The 19,439-nt window shown below is 71.1% G+C and carries 14 protein-coding genes; 8 read left to right on the top strand and 6 right to left on the bottom strand.

Annotation, left to right across the window (positions count from 1 at the left end; all coding sequences use genetic code 11):
- Positions 1-25 precede the first annotated feature (25 nt).
- Positions 26-1,573, bottom strand: a complete 1,548-nt coding sequence (locus BDK92_RS40550) for a CHAP domain-containing protein (RefSeq protein ID WP_246017349.1) — start codon at positions 1,571-1,573, stop codon at positions 26-28.
- A 156-nt stretch (positions 1,574-1,729) separates the two neighbouring features.
- Positions 1,730-4,054, bottom strand: a complete 2,325-nt coding sequence (locus tag BDK92_RS31385; RefSeq protein ID WP_121159995.1) for an exo-alpha-sialidase — start codon at positions 4,052-4,054, stop codon at positions 1,730-1,732.
- Between the two features lie 237 nt (positions 4,055-4,291).
- Between BDK92_RS31385 and BDK92_RS31380 the strand changes: the two genes are divergently transcribed.
- Positions 4,292-7,411, top strand: a complete 3,120-nt coding sequence (locus tag BDK92_RS31380) for an AfsR/SARP family transcriptional regulator (protein WP_170208751.1) — start codon at positions 4,292-4,294, stop codon at positions 7,409-7,411.
- A 115-nt stretch (positions 7,412-7,526) separates the two neighbouring features.
- Positions 7,527-8,810, top strand: coding sequence for a type VII secretion-associated serine protease mycosin (gene mycP, locus BDK92_RS31375; protein ID WP_246017348.1), 1,284 nt, complete (start codon positions 7,527-7,529; stop codon positions 8,808-8,810).
- A 102-nt stretch (positions 8,811-8,912) separates the two neighbouring features.
- Here the strand turns inward: mycP and BDK92_RS31370 are convergent, their stop codons facing one another.
- Positions 8,913-9,209 (bottom strand): hypothetical protein, encoded by a 297-nt coding sequence (locus tag BDK92_RS31370; RefSeq protein ID WP_121159993.1) that lies wholly within the window; start codon positions 9,207-9,209, stop codon positions 8,913-8,915.
- Between the two features lie 26 nt (positions 9,210-9,235).
- Positions 9,236-9,571, bottom strand: a complete 336-nt coding sequence (locus BDK92_RS31365) for a WXG100 family type VII secretion target (protein WP_121159992.1) — start codon at positions 9,569-9,571, stop codon at positions 9,236-9,238.
- Between the two features lie 191 nt (positions 9,572-9,762).
- Between BDK92_RS31365 and eccCa the strand changes: the two genes are divergently transcribed.
- The 6 genes from eccCa (at position 9,763) to BDK92_RS31335 (ending at position 17,522) form a co-directional block, all read left to right on the top strand.
- Positions 9,763-13,728 (top strand): type VII secretion protein EccCa, encoded by a 3,966-nt coding sequence (eccCa, locus tag BDK92_RS31360; protein WP_121159991.1) that lies wholly within the window; start codon positions 9,763-9,765, stop codon positions 13,726-13,728.
- 120 nt (positions 13,729-13,848) lie between these two features.
- Positions 13,849-14,190, top strand: a complete 342-nt coding sequence (locus BDK92_RS31355; RefSeq protein ID WP_121159990.1) for a type VII secretion target — start codon at positions 13,849-13,851, stop codon at positions 14,188-14,190.
- A gap of 34 nt (positions 14,191-14,224) precedes the next feature.
- Positions 14,225-15,634, top strand: coding sequence for a hypothetical protein (locus BDK92_RS31350; RefSeq protein WP_121159989.1), 1,410 nt, complete (start codon positions 14,225-14,227; stop codon positions 15,632-15,634).
- A 26-nt stretch (positions 15,635-15,660) separates the two neighbouring features.
- Positions 15,661-15,990, top strand: a complete 330-nt coding sequence (locus BDK92_RS31345) for a hypothetical protein (RefSeq protein ID WP_147457181.1) — start codon at positions 15,661-15,663, stop codon at positions 15,988-15,990.
- 10 nt (positions 15,991-16,000) lie between these two features.
- On the top strand, positions 16,001-17,149 hold the full coding sequence (locus BDK92_RS31340) for a WXG100-like domain-containing protein (RefSeq protein ID WP_121159987.1): 1,149 nt from the start codon (positions 16,001-16,003) through the stop codon (positions 17,147-17,149).
- Between the two features lie 4 nt (positions 17,150-17,153).
- Positions 17,154-17,522: a hypothetical protein gene (locus tag BDK92_RS31335; protein ID WP_211349434.1), complete on the top strand. Its 369-nt coding sequence runs from the start codon at positions 17,154-17,156 to the stop codon at positions 17,520-17,522.
- Between the two features lie 55 nt (positions 17,523-17,577).
- On the opposite strand, the gene BDK92_RS31330 is transcribed toward BDK92_RS31335, so the two are convergent.
- Both BDK92_RS31330 and eccB read right to left on the bottom strand, forming a co-directional pair.
- Positions 17,578-17,970: a hypothetical protein gene (locus BDK92_RS31330; protein WP_147457180.1), complete on the bottom strand. Its 393-nt coding sequence runs from the start codon at positions 17,968-17,970 to the stop codon at positions 17,578-17,580.
- A 46-nt stretch (positions 17,971-18,016) separates the two neighbouring features.
- Positions 18,017-19,438 carry a type VII secretion protein EccB gene (gene eccB / locus BDK92_RS31325; RefSeq protein ID WP_121159984.1) on the bottom strand — a complete coding sequence of 474 codons (1,422 nt, stop codon included), beginning with the start codon at positions 19,436-19,438 and terminating at the stop codon, positions 18,017-18,019.
- Position 19,439 lies beyond the last annotated feature (1 nt).

Below are 19,439 nucleotides of genomic sequence, written 5' to 3'. Positions count from 1 at the left end.
CCCGCCCGTTCAGGTGCCTCGGTGGTCAGGCCGTCTTGGTGCTGGTGGCGGGGATGTCCTTGCACCCGCCCCACTTGTGGCCGCTGAGCAGCAGCTTGTTCTCGGCGGAGTCGTAGAGGGACCAACTGGAGCCGTTGGTGCAGTCCTGGCGGTACAGGCCCAGGTCGGTGACCTTGTCGCCGTCGTAGTCGGCCGGGGCCGGGATGTCGGCGCAGCCACCGATCTTGAGGCCACCGATCGTCTGCTTGCGGTCCATCGAGTTGTAGACCCACCAGGACGAGCCGGTGGCGCAGTCCTGCCGGTACAGGCCCAGGTCGGCGGAGCGGTCGCCGTCGAAGTCACCGGAGACGGGGATGTCGTTGCAGCCGCCCCACTTCAGACCGCCGAAGATGTCCTGGTCGTGCCGGACGTCCTTGACCCACCAGGTCGAGCCGTTGGCGCAGTCGGGCCGGAACAGGGCGAGGTCGCCGATGCCGTCGCCGTCGTAGTCGCCCGGCACCGGGATGTCGTTGCAGCCGCCGTAGTTGTGGTCGGCGAGGACCTGGGCGTCCTTGGCCACGCTGTACGCCCACCAGGTCGAGCCGTTGGTGCAGTCGCGACGGTACATCCCGAAGTCGGTCTTGCCGTCGCCGTCGTAGTCGGCCGGCACCGGGATGTCCTTGCAGCCGCCCACCTTGACGCCCGGCGCGAGCTGCGTGTTGTTGCGCTGGTCCTTGATCCAGAGGGTGGATCCGTTGGTGCAGTCCCGACGGAACAGCGCGAGGTCGGCGTGACCGTCGCCGTTGAAGTCGCCGGAGAACGGGATGTCCGCCGCGCCGCCGTAGTTGACGTCGCTGAGGATCTGACCGCCCTTCTTGTAGCTGTTGGCCCACCAGGTCGAGCCGTTCGAGGCGTCCGGCCGGTAGAGGGCCATGTCGCTGTAGCCGTCGCCGTCGTAGTCGGCGGTGGCCCTGCCACCGCTGTCCAGGCCGGACGGCTCGACGTACCCGTCGATGTCGATCTCGCTACGGGGGAAGCTGCCACGGGTGACCCGGCTGTCGGGGCCCTGGTTGCCGCCGATCGTGTTGACCGTGGAGCTGGTGACGCTGACGACGATCGCCACATGGTCGATCGGGTGGTCGTCGGGGCCACGGTCCCAGTCGAAGACGATGGCGTCGCCCGGCTGTGGCGTGTACCCGCTGGACCGGGCGTGGTACGTCCCTCGGTTCTGGCCGTACCTCTTGAACGACTGCGCCCACGCGTCGAGACCGCTGACGTCGGTCACGCCGCCGCGCTTCCAGATCCAGCGGGCGAACTCGGCACACCATTCGATGCCGCAGCTGTTGTAGTAACCCGGGTCGCAGGCGGAGCCGCCGAGCTGTGCCTCCGCGGCGTTGACGATGGCCGAACGCGAGGGTGCGGCGGCGGCGGGCTCAGCCACCGCGAGGGACACCCCGCCGATCGCGGTCACCAGCACGAGCATGAGCATGCCGACGCGCTGTAGCGCCCGTGACATCACCTGTCTCGTCCGACGGTGGGTCGACGCGTGCGGCTGGTGGGTGAGGTTCACCTCGACCGGTTGTGGAAAGGACATCGCTGCCTCCATGACGTCTCGATCTGTCCTGCCACCACGTTCGGCCCCGCCACTGGAGGGAATCCTGAACGAACCTGTACGGCTCTGACAGAACCCCGAAAGCGAGCGCGGCCGGGGTCGTCGTGGGACGACCCCGGCCGCTGGTCAGCGGTTCTTTCAGACGCTGTACGCGACGTCATCCAGCAGGACGTTGACACCCGTGGCGGCCGCACCGGCGCTGGCGAATGTGATGCCCGCGAGCGCGGTGACAGCCGCAGACGGCGCCATCCCGTCGGCCACCGTCGTACCGTCGACCCCGATCGATGCCTCGCTCGTCGTCGCGGTGACCCGGATGGTCTGCCAGGCACCTACCTTGACGGTCCCGGCCGCCGCGATCTGCGCCCAGGCGCCGCCGCCAGCCCACCGGGTGAGGCTGCCGTCCGGCTCGACGGCGAGCTGGTACGCCGACGTGGTGGCACCGGAGGCATCGCGGCCGAGCATGGTGATCAGGAAACGACTGGGTAGGGCCATCGGGTTCACCCGGAACTCCGCTGTCCCCGTCGGTGCCGGCGTCGCCGGCCAGGTCGCTCTTGCCTGCGCCGTGCCGTCGTTGTCGGAGATGCGAAGCGCGGAGGCGCTGTCGTTGTCCCCGATGCCGTAGCGGGTGACCCAGCCGGACATGATGTCGGACCAACCGCGGGGCCGGTTGTTCACCGGGTCGTTCTCGAAAGAGTCCACTAAGGAGTACACCTCTAGTTCGTTGAGAAAGGCGCAGCCGGAACCGAGTCCGCTGTCGCAGTTGGTGGACGGGCCGATTTCGACCTTGACGTACTGGGCCGCTGTGGCCGGCAGGGTGAAGTACTCCAGGGCGTGGTGCGTACGGTTCAGGGCCGTGACGACCGGTCCGGACCAGGTGACCCCGTCGAGCGACGTGTAGACCCGGCCGGTGGTCTGCCGCCCGTTGCGCAGGCTCAGTCCGACCCGGGTCAGGTTGTACTGCCGGTCCAGCCGCAGGACGAACGACGCCACACCGGAGCCGCTGGCCCGGACCGCACTGGACCAGTACTCCGTGCTGCCGTCGAACGCGCCGTCGACCCGCGCCCGAGGGTGCCCGGTGACCGCCGAACGCAGGTCGCCGCCGACCGCAACCTTGCCGAGGCGGTACTTCGTCGCCAGATCGATCTTCCCGGTGTCGGGCGTCAGCACGTCCACGTACCGCCGCCAGATCCGGTTGTCCTTGTCGATCGTGAAGTCTCCCTCGTCGGCCTCGTCGCAGGCCCAGGTCAGCTCGCAGTTGTCACCGACGACGACCGCACGGTTGCCGCTCACCCAGTCGACGCCGGTGTTACCGGTCGAGCCGTGCAGCCGGTAGCCCTTCTGCGGGCAGTTGCGGTACGTCAGTTGGCCGATCCAGCCGGTGCCCAGGCCGTTGGTCGACATCGCCACCCAGTTGTCCGGCCGGCCACTGCTGAGCAACATCACGCCGTTCGGCATGAGCCGCAGTTGCGGACTGACACCGAGCAGCGCGGGCGACGCGTCGTCGAACGGGTCGTAGCCGTTGGGAAACGACACGCTCAGCGGTTGCGTCGCCGCCCAGGTGACGCCGCCGTCGACAGAACGGGTGACCACCGGTGTGGCCAACTCGCCGGAGATGTGATGCCGTACGACCGAGAGCAGGCTGCCGTCGGGCAGTAGTTCGATCGCCGCCTCGGGATAGGAGTGGGTGGCGTCGGACCGTACGATCACGCCACGCCGGGTGAACGTACGGCCTCCGTCGGTGCTCGCCTGCACCTGCGAGCGGGTGCCGGCGGCGTCGGTGAACGAGCCGTACACGCTCATTAGCAGGGTGCCGTCGGACAGCTCGACGACCCTGCCGTGGGTGCGCGGCAGTGCGGTCGGCACCAGGGTGGCGCCGAGACGGAACACCGACGGGGTGGTGGTCCACGTCGCGCCCTCGTCGTACGACCGGTGCACCTGGACGGTCACGGTGTCCGTGCCGACGCCCGACAGCGGCTTGAAGTCGACCCCGAGCAGGCTGCCGTCGCGCAGCCGGGTGCCCGTGGGCTTCTGGTCGTAGCTGCCGGCCGGGAACGTCGCGCCGCCGTCGGTGGAGGAGACCCGGCCGTTGACCGGTGTGACACCACCGAGGTCAAGGTTCTCGGCGAACTGGACCATCACCTTCCGACTGGGCGTGCCGTCCGGGCGCACGATGTCGACACCGGTGACGCCGGGCATGGCGACCTGCGGGTTCTCCGGCGGATCCCAGACCGTGCCGAGCTCGCCGGAACCACCTACGTTGAGCGCGTAGCCGGCGGCCGGGGGCCCGGACGACCGGACCGGCGAACCGGTGACCGGGCTACCGCATGTCGTGTCGTCGTTGGGTGCGGCCATGGCCGGCCCCGCACCGCCCGGAGCCCCGGCCACGGTGATGGGGAGCAGCGTGACGCCGGCGAGCGTGGCGTACGCCAGCCCGGCAGCAAGCCTGCGTTTGGAGATTCTCATCCAGACCTCTCGTGCGCGATGAATGTGATGATTTGTCGCGCACCAGGTCCTCGGAGGGGCAGCAAGATATCGATCAGCACTATCGGCGTTCACCGATCCCGGCTAGAGTCCAGCCGACAACGCCTGGGGCACGCGACCGTACAGTTGCAAGGTTCGTCCCCGGTTCCATAGCGATTCTTGAACAAAACTTGAACGTCCTGGGCCGTGGTTCCCCGGCTCTTGGGGAGGGCGACAAGAGTGGAGTTCCGCATCCTCGGGCACCTCGAGGTACGGGTATCGGACAGTGCGCTGAAGCTGGGTTCGGCGAAACAACAGACCGTGCTGGCGGTGCTGGCGGTCGAGGCCGACCACTTCGTGACGGCCGACGCGCTCGTCGACCGGGTGTGGGGGGACGCCCCGCCGGTCGAGGCGCGCGGCGTCCTGCACACGTACATCGCCCGGCTGCGCAAGCAGCTGGCCGAAGCACAGCCCACGGACGGCGGCCCGGTCATCGTCCGCCAGTCCAGCGGCTACCGGCTCGACGTCACCGCCGAGCAGGTCGACGCGCTCCTGCTGCGCCGGTTGCGCGCCCGCGCGCGGGAGTCGTCCGAACCCGACGCCCGGCAGGCGCTGCTGCGTCAGGCCGTCGACCTGTGGCGCGGCGAGCCCCTGGCCGGCCTGCCCGGGGAGTGGGCCGCCGTGGTACGCGAGTCGCTGAGTCAGCAGTACGTGGGCGTGCTCACCGAGTGGGCAGCCGGCGAACTGGCCCGTCGCCACTTCGGCCCGGTCAGCGACCGGCTCGCCGCCGCGGTCGACAAGTTCCCACTCGCCGAACCCCTCGTTGTGCTGCTCATGCGTGCCCTCCAGCAGAGCGGCCGTCGAGCCGAGGCCCTCTCCCTGTACGCCCGCTCCCGACACCGGATCGCCGAAGAGCTGGGCGTCGAGCCGAGCGCCGAGCTTCGCGACCTACACCAGGCGATGCTGCGGGAGCCTCTTGTCGTCGAACGCGACGGACGCGCGCTGACACCCACCGGGGCCCCGACCCCGGCCCCGGCTCCGGAGGACACCCAGGAGGACGTCTCGCCCGGGTGTCACCTGCCTGCGGACCTGTCGGACTTCGTCGGCTGCGAAGCCGAGATCCGGACAGCGCAGAAGGCGCTGACCGGTGCACCGGCGAACCGGGCCCCCCACCTGCCTGTCGTGATGTTCTCCGGGCCGGGCGGCCTCGGCAAGACCGCACTGAGCATCCACCTCGCACACCAGTTGCGCGGCCATTTCCCGGACGGACAAATCTTCGTCAGCCTGCACGGACACCGGGACGCGCCCGGCGAGCTCTTCGGCCGGGTGCTGCGCGCACTCGGCGTGCCGAACGCCCACCGCCTGCGTACCCCCGCCGACAAGATCGCCCGCTACCGCGCGGCCATCAGTGGCAGGCGGTACCTCATCGTGCTCGACGACGCGCCCACCGCCGGGGAGATCCGCGAGCTGGTGCCGGGCTCGGCCGGCACCGCGCTCGTCATCTCCAGCCGGGCTCGGCTGACCACGCTGTCCGGTGCCTGCCACGTCGAGGTGCGGTTCTTCACCCCGGAAAAGTCGGCGGAACTACTCGGACGGATCATCGGCCCGGACCGGGTCGCCGCCGAGCCCGAGATGGTGCAGTCACTTGTCGAACTCTGCGGCGGTATGCCCCTGGCCCTGCGCATCGCGGGCGCCCGGCTGGCGGCCCGACCGCACTGGCCGGTCTCCCGGCTCGTCGGGCGGATGAGCGACGAACGGCGACGGCTCGACGAGATGACCGCCGACGGGTTGGCCGTGCGGGTCAGCATCGCGGTCGGATACGCCGGGCTGACCGAGGACGCCCGGCGACTGTTCCGGCTGGTCGGCTTCCTCGGCGTGACGACGTTCGGGCCGTGGCTCGCCGCCGCGCTGCTCGACTCCGATCACGAGGAGGCCGAGGACCTGCTCGAGTCTCTCTTCGACGCCCGGCTGGTCGAGGTACTCGACGGGCGTTACCGCATGCACGACCTCGTGCGCCTCTACGCGCAGGAACTCGCCGTCGAGGAGGACGACCAGGTCGCCGGGCGCGAGGCGGTCACCCGCGCGGTCTGGACCGCGGCGGCGATCGTCTTGCAGGTCGGGCAGCACACCCTGTTCGCCGCGCCACGGCTGCCCGTCCCGGCGACTGCCGCCACCGACACCCCGTACGCGGCCGTCGTCGACGACTCGCCGACCTGGCTCGTGACCGAGGGCGACAGCCTCGTGTCGCTGGTCGAGCGGGCCGCCGCACTCGGCCTCGACGTGGCCGCCTGCGCCCTGGCCGACACGCTGATGCGCGCGTCGTTCGCGATGCGCAACGAACTCCACCGGTGGGACCGCACCCACGCGGCCGCGTTGAAGGCGGCCCAGACGGCCGGCAACGCGGGCGCCGAGGCAGTGATCCAGACCGGGATCGCCCGGCTCCTGTGCGTACAGGACCGGTTCGACGAGGCGCAACGCGCGTTCCGTACGGCCATCGAGCTGTTCGAGACGGCCGGAGACCAGCGGGGTGCCGCCATAGCGTGCATCGGTCTCGGCCGGATCCTGTCGGACTTCGGGCCGTACCCCGAGGCGGTACCGCTGCTGGACCAGGCCCTCACGGTGATGGAGGAGGCGGGCGAGTACGCCGCGGCGGCCGAAGCGGCGTACAGCCTCGGTGTCGTGCACCGGGAGCTGTGCCGGGACGAGTCGGCCGTCCGCGCGTTCGAGCAGTCCGGGGCCGGGTACCGGCGGATCTCCCACTGGCGCGGCGAGGCCATGTCGCTCCGCGGCATCGGGCTGGTGCGCCGGGCCCAGGGAGCACTGTCCGAGGCGGAGGACTGGTTCCAACGCGCGCACGACATGATCGGTCGGCACGGCGACAAGCACCTGCAGTGCTACACCGCACAGAGCCTGGCCAAGGTGTGGATCCGGATGGGCCGGCCGGAGCGGGCCCGGACGCCGCTGGAGCAAAGCCTCGCCGTGGTCCGGGAGCGCTCCGACCGGTTCGGTATCGCGCTCATGCATCGCACGATCGGCGAAATGCACCTCGCGGCCGACCAGCCGGGCGTGGCCCTGCAGCACCTGCTGCCCTCCCGCGACCTGTGGCTGGAGATCGGCCACCGGCTGGGCGCGGCCCGGACGATGCGCGACATCGGCGCCGCGCACGCTGCGGCCGGCGACTGCGCCGCCGCGCATGACGCGTGGCGCAACGCGCTGGAGACCTTCACCGCGTTCGACGCCCGTGAGGCGAGCGAACTGCCCGGCTGGCGGCAGCAGTGGGGCTGCACCTGCGACATCTTCGGTGTGACCGGAGCCGCGTCGGAACAGGAGGCGGCGGCCGCCGGTACGGCACCGCGCTGACCGACGCGTCTGGTGGTTGGACCCGCGCGTCCCAGCAGAGGCCGGAAACAGAGCGCCGCTGGCCGGTTGCGGTCAGCCGTCGCCTCCCGTGCCCGCTGTCCGGCGACGATGTCCGATGATGCGAACAATCGGCAGCGTACTGATGACGGTCGTGATCGCGGTGGGCATCGTGATCTCGACGCCCGACGCGTCGGCGGCCCCACCCGCAGGCGCCTGCAACAACCCCGACCCGGCCCGACCGCCGGTGACTGCCCAACCGTGGGCCCAGCAGATGCTGGATCCGAGGTCCGTCTGGCCACACAGTACGGGAGCGGGCGTCCTGGTGGCCGTGGTCGACTCCGGTGTCGACGCCGACCACCCGCAGCTCAAGGCCCCTGGAACGGTGCTGCGGGGCCGAGATTTCCACCTCGTCGGGAACCTGCCCGGCAACTTCGACTGCATCTCCCACGGCACCGCCGTGGCGAGCATCATCGCGGCCGACCCGGTGGACGGGGTCGGCTTCGTCGGCCTCGCGCCGGACGCCGGCATCCTGCCGGTACGGGTGACCGATCGGGACCTCACCGACACCGGGCAGGCGGCGGCGATCGATCCGGCGGTGCTCGCCCGTGGCATCCGGTACGCCGCCGACCAGGGAGCCAAGGTGATCAACCTGTCGCTGGCCGGCACCGCCGACAACCGGTACGTGCGCGACGCCGTCGCGTACGCCCGGGGCAAGGACGCGCTCGTGGTTGCCGTCGCCGGCAACGGGCAGCAGGGCACGACCGAGCGAACACTCTTTCCCGCCGGCTACGAGGGGGTGCTCGGGGTCGGCGCCGTGGACCAGACCGGCACCCGGCTGCCGAGTTCGCAGATCGGCCCGCACGTCGACCTGGTCGCACCGGGCGGCGCGGTGCTCGGCGCCACCAGGGCGGGCGGCCACCAGTACTGGCAGGGCACCAGTTTTGCCGCACCGTTCGTATCGGCCACCGCCGCCCTGGTGCGCGCGGCCTGGCCCACGCTCACCGCCGATCAGGTCGCCGAACGGATCCTCGCCACCGCCACGCCGGCTCCGGGCGGCCGGGGCAGCCCCGCGTACGGTGCCGGCCTGGTGAACCCGTACCGGGCGGTCACCGACGGGCTGGTGACCGCACCGCCGGCCGGGTTGGCCGCGCTGACCCTGACGGCGGAGGATCCCGAACGGGCGCGAACGGCGGCGCGGTGGGAGGCCACCGCTCGTACGGCCCGATGGTCGTTGGGTGCGGCCGGTGGGGCCGTCGCCCTTGGCCTGATCGCCGCACTGCTGCTCGGTCGGGGTCGGCGCGCCCGCTGGCGGGCCCGACCGGCCCGACCGCTGCCGGAGCAGCCGACCCCGGCCGAGCCGCCGGACCAGGTGTTCCTGCTCCCGCATCCCCGAGGTTGAGCCGAAACCGCCGTGGGGGGAACGGCCATCCGGCCGTTCCCCCCACGCCCATGCTCCTGCCCCGCCCACATCCGCCACCGTCGGAAAACCACCCGGCGGTGGTCAGATCGAGGTGCTGCCCACCCGCGCCGCCGCAGATGCCAGTGCCTGCTGCAGTTCGTTGTTGGCGGTCTGGACGCCGCCCCGCAGCGCCTCGAGCATCGCCTGTTGCGCGGTGGACACCTGCTGCCAGGCCCGACTGATCTCCTCGAACTCGGAGCCCGCGCGGTCCATCCAGTCGGCCGTGGTGGCGCCGGAGGTGCTCTGCCAGCTGTCCATCTCCTGCTGCACCCGCCCGACCGTGGAAACGATCTGCTCGGCCAGACCATCGAGCTGTCCGAAGTTGCCCTTGATCAACATTTCCTTTTCTCTCCTCCGTCGTCCGGTCAGGCCCGCAGCGCCCCGCCGAAGGCGCCCGCGCCCTGCGCCTGGTTCACGCTCGCCCGGCCGGCCTCGTCGGCCTGCAGATAGGTGTTGGAGGAAAATCGGGTGTTCTCCCCCAGGCTGTTCAGGGCCGTGACGAGCCGGGTGATGCCCTGCTCCCACTGCTCGTGTGCGGCGTCGAACGCCGGCCGCGCGGTGCCCTCCCACTGCCCCTTGAGGGCGTCCACCGTCGGCCGCAGTGAAGCCCGGTGCCCCTCGATGTTGCCCGAGACGGTGCCCGCCATTCCGGCCGCCCGCTCGAGCGTCTCCGTTACACCGTGAAGCTGATCCGCCGCCATGAACTCGCTCCTTCCCACCTCGTCGGTTCGCGCCGAGGTAGCTGTCGGTCGACCCGTCCGTCGAACGGGGAACAAGTCGAACGTAGGTCCACGCGCGTGACCACGGCTCCCCTCGTCACCTTCCTGCCAGCCGGCTCCGGCCGGCCGTGCCTTCGGTGAGGATCGACCCGTCGAGAGCGGGGAGGGCCACGGTGGCGACGAAGGTTGTGCAACGGCCGGTACGCCGGCCGGCACCGGAGATGCCCTCGGGCGAACTCGTGCTGGAGGCGCCACCGGAGATCCCGCCACCAGCCGGTCGGCAGTGGACGCAGATGCTCACCATCCTGCCGATGTTCGTGATCATGGCGGCGGTGTTGCTGATGTTCTCCGGTTCCACCACCGGCACCCTGCGGCTGGTGGTGTTCGGGCTGTTCGGCGTGGCGATGCTGGCCATGGTGCTGGTCGCCTTCCTCCGCGGCGGCGGCCCGAGCAGCCATGAGATGGGGTACGCCCGGCGTGTATACCTGCGCAGGCTGGCCCAGCACCGGTTGCGGCTGACGCGCAGCGTCGGGCGGCAACGGGACTCGCTGATGTACCTGCATCCCGAACCGGGCCAGCTCTGGTCGTTGGCCGCCAGTTACCGGCTCTGGGAGCGGCGTATCGACGACGCCGACTTCGCGGTGACGCGGGTGGGCGTCGGGCCACAGAGCCCGGCGACCGCCCTGATCGCGCCGGAGACCAAACCGATGGAACAGCTCGAACCGCTCTCCGCGCTGGCGCTGCGCCGGTTCCTGAAGGCGTTCAGCACCATTCCGGACCTGCCGCTCGCGGTGGCGCTCACCGGGTTCGGCCGGCTGCACGTACGCGGTGAACGCACGCGTACGCTGCCGCTCGTCCGGGCGATGCTCGCCCAGCTCGCCGTCCTGCACGCACCGGACGACGTACGTGTCGCCGTCTGCGCCGGTCCGGACGAGCTGCCGGACTGGGACTGGATCAAGTGGCTACCGCACGCCCTGCACCCGGAACGCACCGACGCGGCCGGCCCGCTGCGGCTGGTCGCCCCGACTGTGGTCGGCGTGGAGGCGATGCTGGACGATCTGCTGGCCGCCCGCCCCCGCTTCGACCCGGACGGCCGACGTACGGCGGGCCCGCAGCTCGTCGTGGTGCTCGACGGCGGCAGCGTGACCGGGTCGGACCACCTGATGACCGGCGGTGGTGTGGAGGGTGTGACCATCGTCGACCTGAGCACCGTGCCGTCCAGGTCACTGGACCGGGCCACCGTCGTGCTCGCCGTCGACACCGACGGCGCACTCGGCGCCTCCACCCTGGAAGGCAGCACCGAACTCGGCCGGGCCGACGCACTGGACGCGGTCGGCGCGGAGTCGCTCGCCCGTCAGTTGGCACCGTTGCGGTTGACCGGTTCCGGACGGGGCGAGCCGGCGCTCAGCGGTGACCTCGGCCTGGCGGACCTGCTCGACCTCGGGGACCCGTACTTCTTCGACCCGGAACGGACCTGGCAGCAACGGCCGAACCGCGACCGGTTACGGGTGATGTTCGGCATCCAGTCCGACGGCGCCCCGGTCGAGGTGGACCTGAAGGAGTCCGCGCAGGACGGCATGGGGCCGCACGGGCTGCTCATCGGCGCGACCGGGTCCGGCAAGAGCGAACTGCTCCGTACGCTGGTGCTCGCGCTCGCGGTGACCCACCCGCCGAACTCGCTGAACTTCGTGCTGATCGACTTCAAGGGTGGCGCGACCTTCACCCGGATGGACGCCCTGCCACACACCAGCGCGGTCATCACCAACCTCGCCGACGAACTGCCGCTGGTGGACCGGATGACCGACGCGCTCACCGGCGAACTGATCCGACGTCAGGAACTGCTGCGGGCGGCCGGCAACTTCTCGTCGGTGCGGGACTACGAGCGGGCCAGGGCCGCCGGCGCACCGCTGCCCGAGGTGCCCACCCTGCTGGTCGTCTGCGACGAGTTCAGCGAACTGCTCTCCGCGAAGCCGGAGTTCATCGAGACGTTCGTCCAGATCGGCCGGGTTGGCCGGGCGCTCGACGTCCACCTGCTGTTGGCGAGCCAGCGGCTCGAGGAGGGCCGGCTGCGTGGGCTGGACGGGCACCTGTCGTACCGGATCGGGTTGCGCACCTTCTCCGCCATGGAAAGCCGCAGCGTGCTCGGCGTGACCGATGCCTTCGAGCTGCCCCGCGCCCCGGGGCACGGCTTCCTCCGGTACGGCACCGAGCCGCTGGTCCGGTTCCGCTCCGCGTACGTCTCCGGAGTGCACCGCCGACCGGAGGCGTACGCGGAGCCAACCGGGCAGGACGTCATGGAGCTGCTGGAGTTCACCACCGGTTACCTCCCTCCCGCCGCCACTCCGACCCAGGTCACCGAGTCGCCCCAGGACGCCGAAGGCGACGGCACCGGGGAGAGCCTGCTCGACATCCTGGTGGACCGGCTCGCCCACCGGGGCACCCCGGCCCACCAGGTCTGGTTGCCGCCGCTGGCTGAGCCACCGACGTTGGACCGGCTGATCGGGCCGCTCACGTCCGAGCCGCGACGCGGGCTGCGCAGCACCCGCGAGGACCTCACCGGACGGCTGCGGGCGGTCACCGGGATCGTCGACCGGCCGTTGGAACAGCGACGTGACCCGCTGGAGTTCGACCTCTCCGCCGAGGCCGGACACCTGTTGGTGATCGGCGGTCCGCGCAGCGGCAAGAGCACCGCACTGCGTACCGTCATCACCAGCCTCGCCCTGACCCACACCCCGCGCGAGGTGCAGTTCTACTGTCTGGACTTCGGCGGTGGCTCGCTGCCGGCGCTGCGTGGCCTGCCGCACGTCGGCGGGGTGGCCCGCCGTCAGAACACCGGCGCGGTACGACGGACCGTGGCCCAGGTCGCCGGGGTGCTCGCGGAACGGGAACGGCGGTTCGCCGAGTACGACATCGACGGGATCATCGGCTACCGGGTGGCCCGCGGGCGGGGCGAGTTCCCCGACGACCCGTACGGCGACGTCTTCCTGGTCGTGGACGGCTGGCAGACGCTCCGCAAGGAGTTCGAGGACCTCGAGGAGGTCGTCTGCGACCTGGCCGCCCGTGGTCTCGCCTACGGCGTGCACGTGATCGCCGCCTGCGCCCGACCGTTCGACCTGCGGCCGGCCGTCCGGGACCTGTTCGGCAGCCGGGCGGAGCTGCGGCTCGGCGACCCGATCGACACCATGGTCGACCGGGTCGCCGCGCAGCGCGTACCTCAGGGGGAGCCGGGGCGGGGCGTCTCCGGATCGAAGCACCAGATGCTGATGGCGTTGCCGAGGATCGACGGTGTGCAGGCCGACAGCGGCCTGCGGGAGGCCACCTCCGGGCTGGTGGAGGCGATCGCCGCGACCTGGCCGGACGAGCCGGCGCCACACGTACGCCTCCTGCCGTCGACCGTGCCGTACCACGCTCTGCCGGCCCGCGACGAGTTCGTCGACGGCGGGCCACGGATCACCGTGGGCATCGGCGAACAGGATCTGGCCCCGGTGTGGCTGGACTTCGCCAGCGACCCGCATTTCCTGCTGCTCGGCGACGCCCGCTCCGGCAAGACCGGCTTCCTGCGGGTGCTGGCCCGCCGGATCGTCGACAGCTACCAGCCGAGCCAGGCACGGATCGTGCTGATCGACCACCGCCGGAGCCTGCTCGGCGACATCACCACCGAACACCTGCTCGGCCACGGCACCGACCCGGTCAGCACCCGGCGGCTGATCGCCGAGGCGGCCCGGGGAATGGTCGAGCGCGCGCCGGGCGTCGACGTCACACCGGAACAGCTACGCCGGCGCAGTTGGTGGCGCGGTCCCGAGCTGTTCGTCCTGGTGGACGACTACGACCTGGTGGCGAGCCCGCTCGACAACCCGTTGCAGCCACTGCTGGAATACCTGCCGCAGGGCCGCGAACTCGGCCTGCACGTGGTCGTCACCCGACGCACCGGCGGCGCGGGACGGGCCTTGTTCGAGCCGTTCCTCGCCCGGCTCCGCGACGTCGGATCACCCGGGCTGCTGCTCTCCGCGGACAAGGGCGAGGGTCCGCTGCTCGGTGGGCTCAAACCCGAGCCGCTACCGGCCGGGCGGGGACGGCTGGTGGTCCGGGGGCAGGCGCCACAACTTCTCCAGTTGGCGTGGCTACCGCCTGCCGAATAGCCCGGCCACCGGCGGCCGCCGAAGCCCCCACCACTGGTGGCCGGAAGCTGCCGCACCACCCAACACGGGCCGACAAACTGGTTGGCTCGCCACACACGACCTCGTTCGCCCGGAGGGAAAATGGCCACCGCGTCGGGATCCATCCATGCCAACACCGGTTTCCTACAGCAGTTCGCCGACGAGCTGGACCCGTCGGCCGCCACCGCCGCCAAGGCCGCGGCCACCGAGGTGCGGGGCACGGTGAGCGACTGCGGCGACCCACTGCCCGGATGTCAGCAGTTCAACGCGACGGTCACCAGGGTCACCGACCAGATCATCGCCTTCTGCGTCGAAGTCGAGCAGGGCATTCAGGCGTACGCGTCGGTCGCACGGGACAGTGCCGCCGCCTACGTGTACGGGGACGAAACCGGGCGTACGGCGATCGAGCACGCCGCCGCCCCACAGTCGACATCCGGGCGTTGAACGCCCGCACCACCGGCGGTGAGGAGGTGACCGAATGGACATCGGTCAGTTGATCGAGCAGATGTACACGCTGTACGGCCAGGCCGAGGCGCAGCTCCAGCACTCCGACCAGCTGCGGCGGAGCCAGGCCGGGTGGGCCGCGATCCAGGTGGGACTGCGCGACACGGAGGAGTTGCTGCGGCGCGGAGCCGGCGAGGTCGGACCCGAGTGGCAGGACCAGGCCGGGGACCTGTACGCGCAGCGCATGCAGCGCAGCTCGGCGACGGTCCAGGCCTGGCAGCAGACACTGGTCTCGGCGAACGTCGGGCCCACGTTGACCGCACTCGCGGACCGAGTCGACACCACGTTCGACGGGGTCAGCCAGCGGAAGACACAGTTCGACGCGCTGGTCGCCCAGCTGGGCCAGGTGGCCGCCGGTCCGACGGCGGTCGCGGCGGTGGAGGCGGTCATCGCGCGGTTGCGGGTCCTGGTCGAGGAGGCGGCCCAACTGCTCCAGCAGTTGGACCAGGCGTTCGCAACGGCCGCACAGCAGATCGGCGGGGCGTCGAACGGGACGCCGTGGGACGGTCCGCAGGCCGGCGCGGCGGCCGGTGGCACCGCCGGGGCTGCGGGAGCGGAGCCGGCCGCAGCGGCGAACGCCGCAGCGGCAGGCGGTACGGGCAGCACCGCCGGCCCGGGCAGCGCAGCCGATGCGGCTCCGGCGGGCGGTACGGGCGGCGCAACCGCCGCGTCGGGCGGGGCCGGGACCGCACCCGGGCTGGCCGGGGGCGTACCCGGGCTGGCCGGGGGCGTACCCGGGCTGGCCGGCGTCAGCGCACCGTCCCCGGTCGGCGTGACACCCGGCGGTCTGCCGACGATTCCGTCGGTCTCGACCCCGCCGATGCCGACCCTGCCACCGCTGGTTCCTCCGGGCGCCGCGCTCGGATCCGGCTCTCCCGGGGCGTACCGGGCGGGTCGGTTCGGCGCGGGTGTCCCACCGCTTGTCGGTGCCGCTGGTACCGCTGGCGGCGGCGCGATCCCCCGAGCGGGCAAGGTGGTCGGCGGCGTCGCGCCACTCGCGGGTGCGCAGCCGCCGACGCCGCCGGCCACGAACGGCCCCGGTACGGCGGGAACCGGCACCGGGACGGGCCGGATGATGCCGCCGATGATGATGCCGCCGGCCGGCGGTGGAGGCGGCGCCGCTCACACCCCGAGAGCCGCTACACCGGACAACCGTGACGGTGGACACCGCAATCGTCCGTTGCGCGCCGTGCCGGGCGTACCACCACGGCTGCGTGGCCGGTCGGGGACGCTCGCCGGCACCCCGGCGTTCCTGGGCGGGGCGGGTCGGCCGACCGACCGGCGAGACAGCGATCCGGACCGTACGCCGGAGCTCCTCGACGAGGAGCTGTGGCAGGTGGAGCAGGCACCGGCGCCGGTGACCAACCAGCGCCGAGCGCGCTGAGGCCGAGGGCAGGGAGGAGAGCGGCCGTGACCACACCTGGCGGCGGATACGCTCAGATGAACACCGGTGCGGTCCTACCGATCCTGCGAGGGCTGGCCGAAAGCGGACGGACGCTCGACAGCGGGTGGAGCAACAGCCGGGCCGCGATAGCCGACAGCGAGCCCGGCATCGGCGCGGATCTGCTGGGGCAGGCGTTCCGCAGCGTCTACGCCGAACTCAGCACCGCGACGCGGCAGGCGGGCGAACGCCTTCCGGCCGCGATTCTTTCCGACGCCGCCACCGGCGAGCGGTGCGTCGCTGACTACCGGGCCGCGGACGCGCGGGGTGCGTCGGCGTTCTCGGACATTCCCGGTTGAGTCGACGGAGATGACCATTCCCGAGCCGTCGAGCGACTTCGGCCTCTGGCCCCGAGTGAAGGCGATGACCGGGTGGCCGGAGCCGGACGAGGTCGCCATGCACGCCCTCGCCCTGGGCTGGCGGACCGGCGGTGAGCGGTTCGCCCAGGCCGGACGGTACGACATCGGCGGGCTGGCCGGTTTCTGGCCGGACGCCGCCGGAGCGGCCTTCGCGGCTCGGGCGAGGGCGAGCCTCGACGCCGCCACCCGCAGCGGCGAAAGCATGACGGTTCTGGCCGACCGGACGGACTTCTTCGCCGGCGAGGTCACCCGGGTGAAGACCGGTATCCGGGAACTGATCCACGCCAACCTGGCGACCTTCGCGACGACCGGGCTCCTGCTGCCGGGTGCGCGGGAGATGGTGCAGCAGGCATTCGTGGCACAGCTCGCCGGCGAGGTCAACGCGCTCATCGGCGAGGCCGCCGGACGGATCTCGGACTCGGGTCAGGACGGATACAACCTCGTCGAAGCCATCAAGGATGTCGGCGGCGTCTTCAAGGGAATGGCCGAACAGATTTTCGAGACCGCCGAGGGCCTGGTTCATCTGCCCGCCAACGTCGACGACATCGCGAAGCGGCTCCGGGACGATCCGGGCGGATTTTTCGCGGACGTTTGGAAGGGCGCCACCGAGCCCATCATCGCGGACTGGAAGAACGGGAACCAGGGCGAGGCGATCGGCCGGGGCCTGGTTTCCGCCATCGAACTCGTCGCAGGCGGCAAGGGCATCGGAAAGCTCAGCCACCTCGACGACGTATCCACCCCCAAGCTCGACGGGCACGTACTGTTCGAGAACAAGTACGCCGATGACGTGATTCGACCGGCACAGACGGTGGACAGCAGCGATATCTTGTCCCAGAGCGGCACCCTCGGTTACGTGGTCACGAGGGACGGAAACCTTGTCGTAGGTCGACTGACCAGCACTCAGGGACATATTGACCTGGCACAGGGGGAACCCGTACGCGCTGCCGGCGAGTTCAAGGTTTACGGCGGCGAGGTCCGGGGGGTCAACAACAAGTCGGGCCACTACCGCCCCGAAGGCGAATCCGCGCAATCCGCCACCGAGGCGGGTTTCGCAGATATCGGAATAGACATCTCCGGACTGTACAAGGCGGCATGGTGACATGGTGATCACTTCGTTCAGGCACATCGTCACACGCGTCGGCGAGGCACTCGAAGCGCAGTTTCCCGGCGTCAACTACGAAGAGATCGAGCCGGATCTCCGGAGCCTCGTGGCCGTAGTGACCGGGCACCCACGGCATACGGCCGACTTCGAGGAGGAGTTCATCTCCCTGCTGCAATCCGACAACCCGGGCAAGACGGAGATTTTGCAGTATTCAATGCACCTGCTCCGCTGGCCGTCCGTTCGCGCGGCAACCGAGAACCTCTTGTTGGTCTCTGACGACCCTCGCGCCGCTCGGACGTTCGAAAGAATACTGGAGGCGTTCGAACCGGATTGGGAGGACAGAGACCTCTTTGCCGATTTCCGTAGCTGATCGAGTCCCGGCGTACGGACCTCGGGCTGGCGCGGCACGGGGCGCGGGTCGCGCACTAGTCGCGCACCACATCGCCCCGGCCGTCGTCGTCGGGCGCCTCACCCTGTCGTCCCAACCACTGCTTGCTGCTCGGCCGGTACTGGAGTACAACAGCCGGCACGGCGAAGATCGCGGGCCAGATCACAAGGCTGTACGCCAGGCCCAGTACGGTCAGCGCGACCCGGACGTCCCTGCCCCGGCGAAGCCGCACCCCGAGGACCCAGAGATAGATCCCGAGGGCGGTGACCGCCAGTGCGGCGATCAGCTCGGTGAGGGTTCCGCTCCCCGCTGCCTGAAGGGCCATGGTGGACGCGCCGACGGTCGTCAACGCGCCGAGAATGATCCACAGGATGGATGCGACGGTCACCGTGGCGGGACGGGGTGTGGTCGCGACGGTAGGTCCATTCATCTTTTTCTGCCCCCAGTCATGAGTCGATCGGTTCCTCGATCAGCGGTCATGCCGCCCTGGCCGTCACCGGGTCCAGGCCGCTGCCCATCGGCACCCGGGTCACCAGCCCGGCGGGCAGGCGCACCGGACGGACCCGGTCGTAACCAAGGATGGCCGGCACATCGCGACCGGCCAAGGGATAACCGCGCCCCTGGTCGGTGACGAGCACCAGGGTGCCCGTCGGCGCCTGGCCGCTCGGCATCACCTCGACCAGGGCGGCCTGCCCCGGCGGCACGTACACCCGATCGGCCAACGGCAGCCCCTCGGTGGTCCGCGCACCGGTGGCCACCATGGACTCGGGCGCCGGCAGCCGCGCGTCCAGCCGTAGCCGTGGCACGTCGGCGCCGGAATCGTACGTCGCACAGACCGCCACCGGCCCGGAGCCGGCACCGGCGAAGTCCGGACGGCGCGCCGGGGCTGCCCCTGACGGGGCCGTCGGTCGCGCCTCCTGCCGGGCCTCCGCCGCCGCGACCAGTCCCAGCGGTACGCCCACCGGTTCGGCGCCCTGGTACGCCCCCGCCGTGTCCCGGTACGCCAACTGGATGTCGTACTGGAGTTCCGAGATCAGCCGTAGCCGGTCGACCTCGGTGAGGTAGTGCTGCACTCCCCCGCCGGAGGTCTGCGCCACCAGCACCTGCCCGATGCGCAGGTCCGGACGGCGGGGCACCGCCTTTGACGGCTTGCCCACGTCCGGCAGGGGGATCGGCGCTATCGCCTCGCCGGCCGGCAGGATGTCCACCACCGCCGGGCCGACCCGGGCGCGCGGCTCGGCGCGCAGCGCCAGTCCCACGGTCACCGTGTCCGGCTGCCGGATCCGGTGCCGGTGACCCCGCCAGATCAGGTACTGGTCCCCGGTCTCCGGCACCTCGACCAGCAACGCCGCGTCGTCCAGCGGACGTCCTCCGGTCGGCTCGACACCCACCAGCAGGGCCGACTCGTCGATCCTGGCCCCGGTCTCGTCGGCGCCGGGCCGGGAGCAGAGGGTCCACCCGCCGCCGAGCATCCGGTCGGCCCTGGGCAGCGCGTCGGGTGCGTCCGGGATGCCGATCCGTGGCCCGCGCGGCACGCCGAGCAGCGACTCCCGGGACACCGTACGGGTCTGCGCGTTGCGCCCGAGCGCGAGTAGCGCCGACGCGTAGTTGAGCACCGGGTGCAACCGGCCGTCCACGTACACGTACCGGGTTCCGGTTTCCTTCACCACGATCACCGCGTCACCGGCCTGCCAGGACCGGTTGCCGCCGGGCACGATGACGCCGTAGACGCCCACCGCGGCGAGCACGATCACGGCGATCGCGATGCTGCCGATGGCCGCTCCGGACGGCCGGCGGAACGGCGGCTGCTCCGGATCGGTCTGCCTGGTGACCAACGCGGAAACCACCCGTTGGCCGATGAACCGCTGGGCCTGCAACTGGTCACGCTTGGACGCCATG

The sequence above is a fragment of the Micromonospora pisi genome (assembly GCF_003633685.1).
GTDB lineage: Bacteria > Actinomycetota > Actinomycetes > Mycobacteriales > Micromonosporaceae > Micromonospora_G > Micromonospora_G pisi.
The sequence above is the reverse complement of the archived record's forward strand: the minus strand, read 5'-3'. Positions and strand labels throughout refer to the sequence as shown.

Coding starts and splice junctions, on each gene's coding strand:
- BDK92_RS31340 (WP_121159987.1), top strand. CDS start 16,001: ATGACCATTCCCGAGCCGTCGAGCGACTTCGGCCTCTGGCCCCGAGTG.
- BDK92_RS31385 (WP_121159995.1), bottom strand. CDS start 4,054: ATGAGAATCTCCAAACGCAGGCTTGCTGCCGGGCTGGCGTACGCCACG.
- eccB (WP_121159984.1), bottom strand. CDS start 19,438: ATGGCGTCCAAGCGTGACCAGTTGCAGGCCCAGCGGTTCATCGGCCAA.
- BDK92_RS31355 (WP_121159990.1), top strand. CDS start 13,849: ATGGCCACCGCGTCGGGATCCATCCATGCCAACACCGGTTTCCTACAG.
- BDK92_RS31350 (WP_121159989.1), top strand. CDS start 14,225: ATGGACATCGGTCAGTTGATCGAGCAGATGTACACGCTGTACGGCCAG.
- BDK92_RS31330 (WP_147457180.1), bottom strand. CDS start 17,970: ATGAATGGACCTACCGTCGCGACCACACCCCGTCCCGCCACGGTGACC.
- mycP (WP_246017348.1), top strand. CDS start 7,527: ATGATGCGAACAATCGGCAGCGTACTGATGACGGTCGTGATCGCGGTG.
- BDK92_RS40550 (WP_246017349.1), bottom strand. CDS start 1,573: ATGTCCTTTCCACAACCGGTCGAGGTGAACCTCACCCACCAGCCGCAC.
- BDK92_RS31365 (WP_121159992.1), bottom strand. CDS start 9,571: ATGGCGGCGGATCAGCTTCACGGTGTAACGGAGACGCTCGAGCGGGCG.
- BDK92_RS31370 (WP_121159993.1), bottom strand. CDS start 9,209: ATGTTGATCAAGGGCAACTTCGGACAGCTCGATGGTCTGGCCGAGCAG.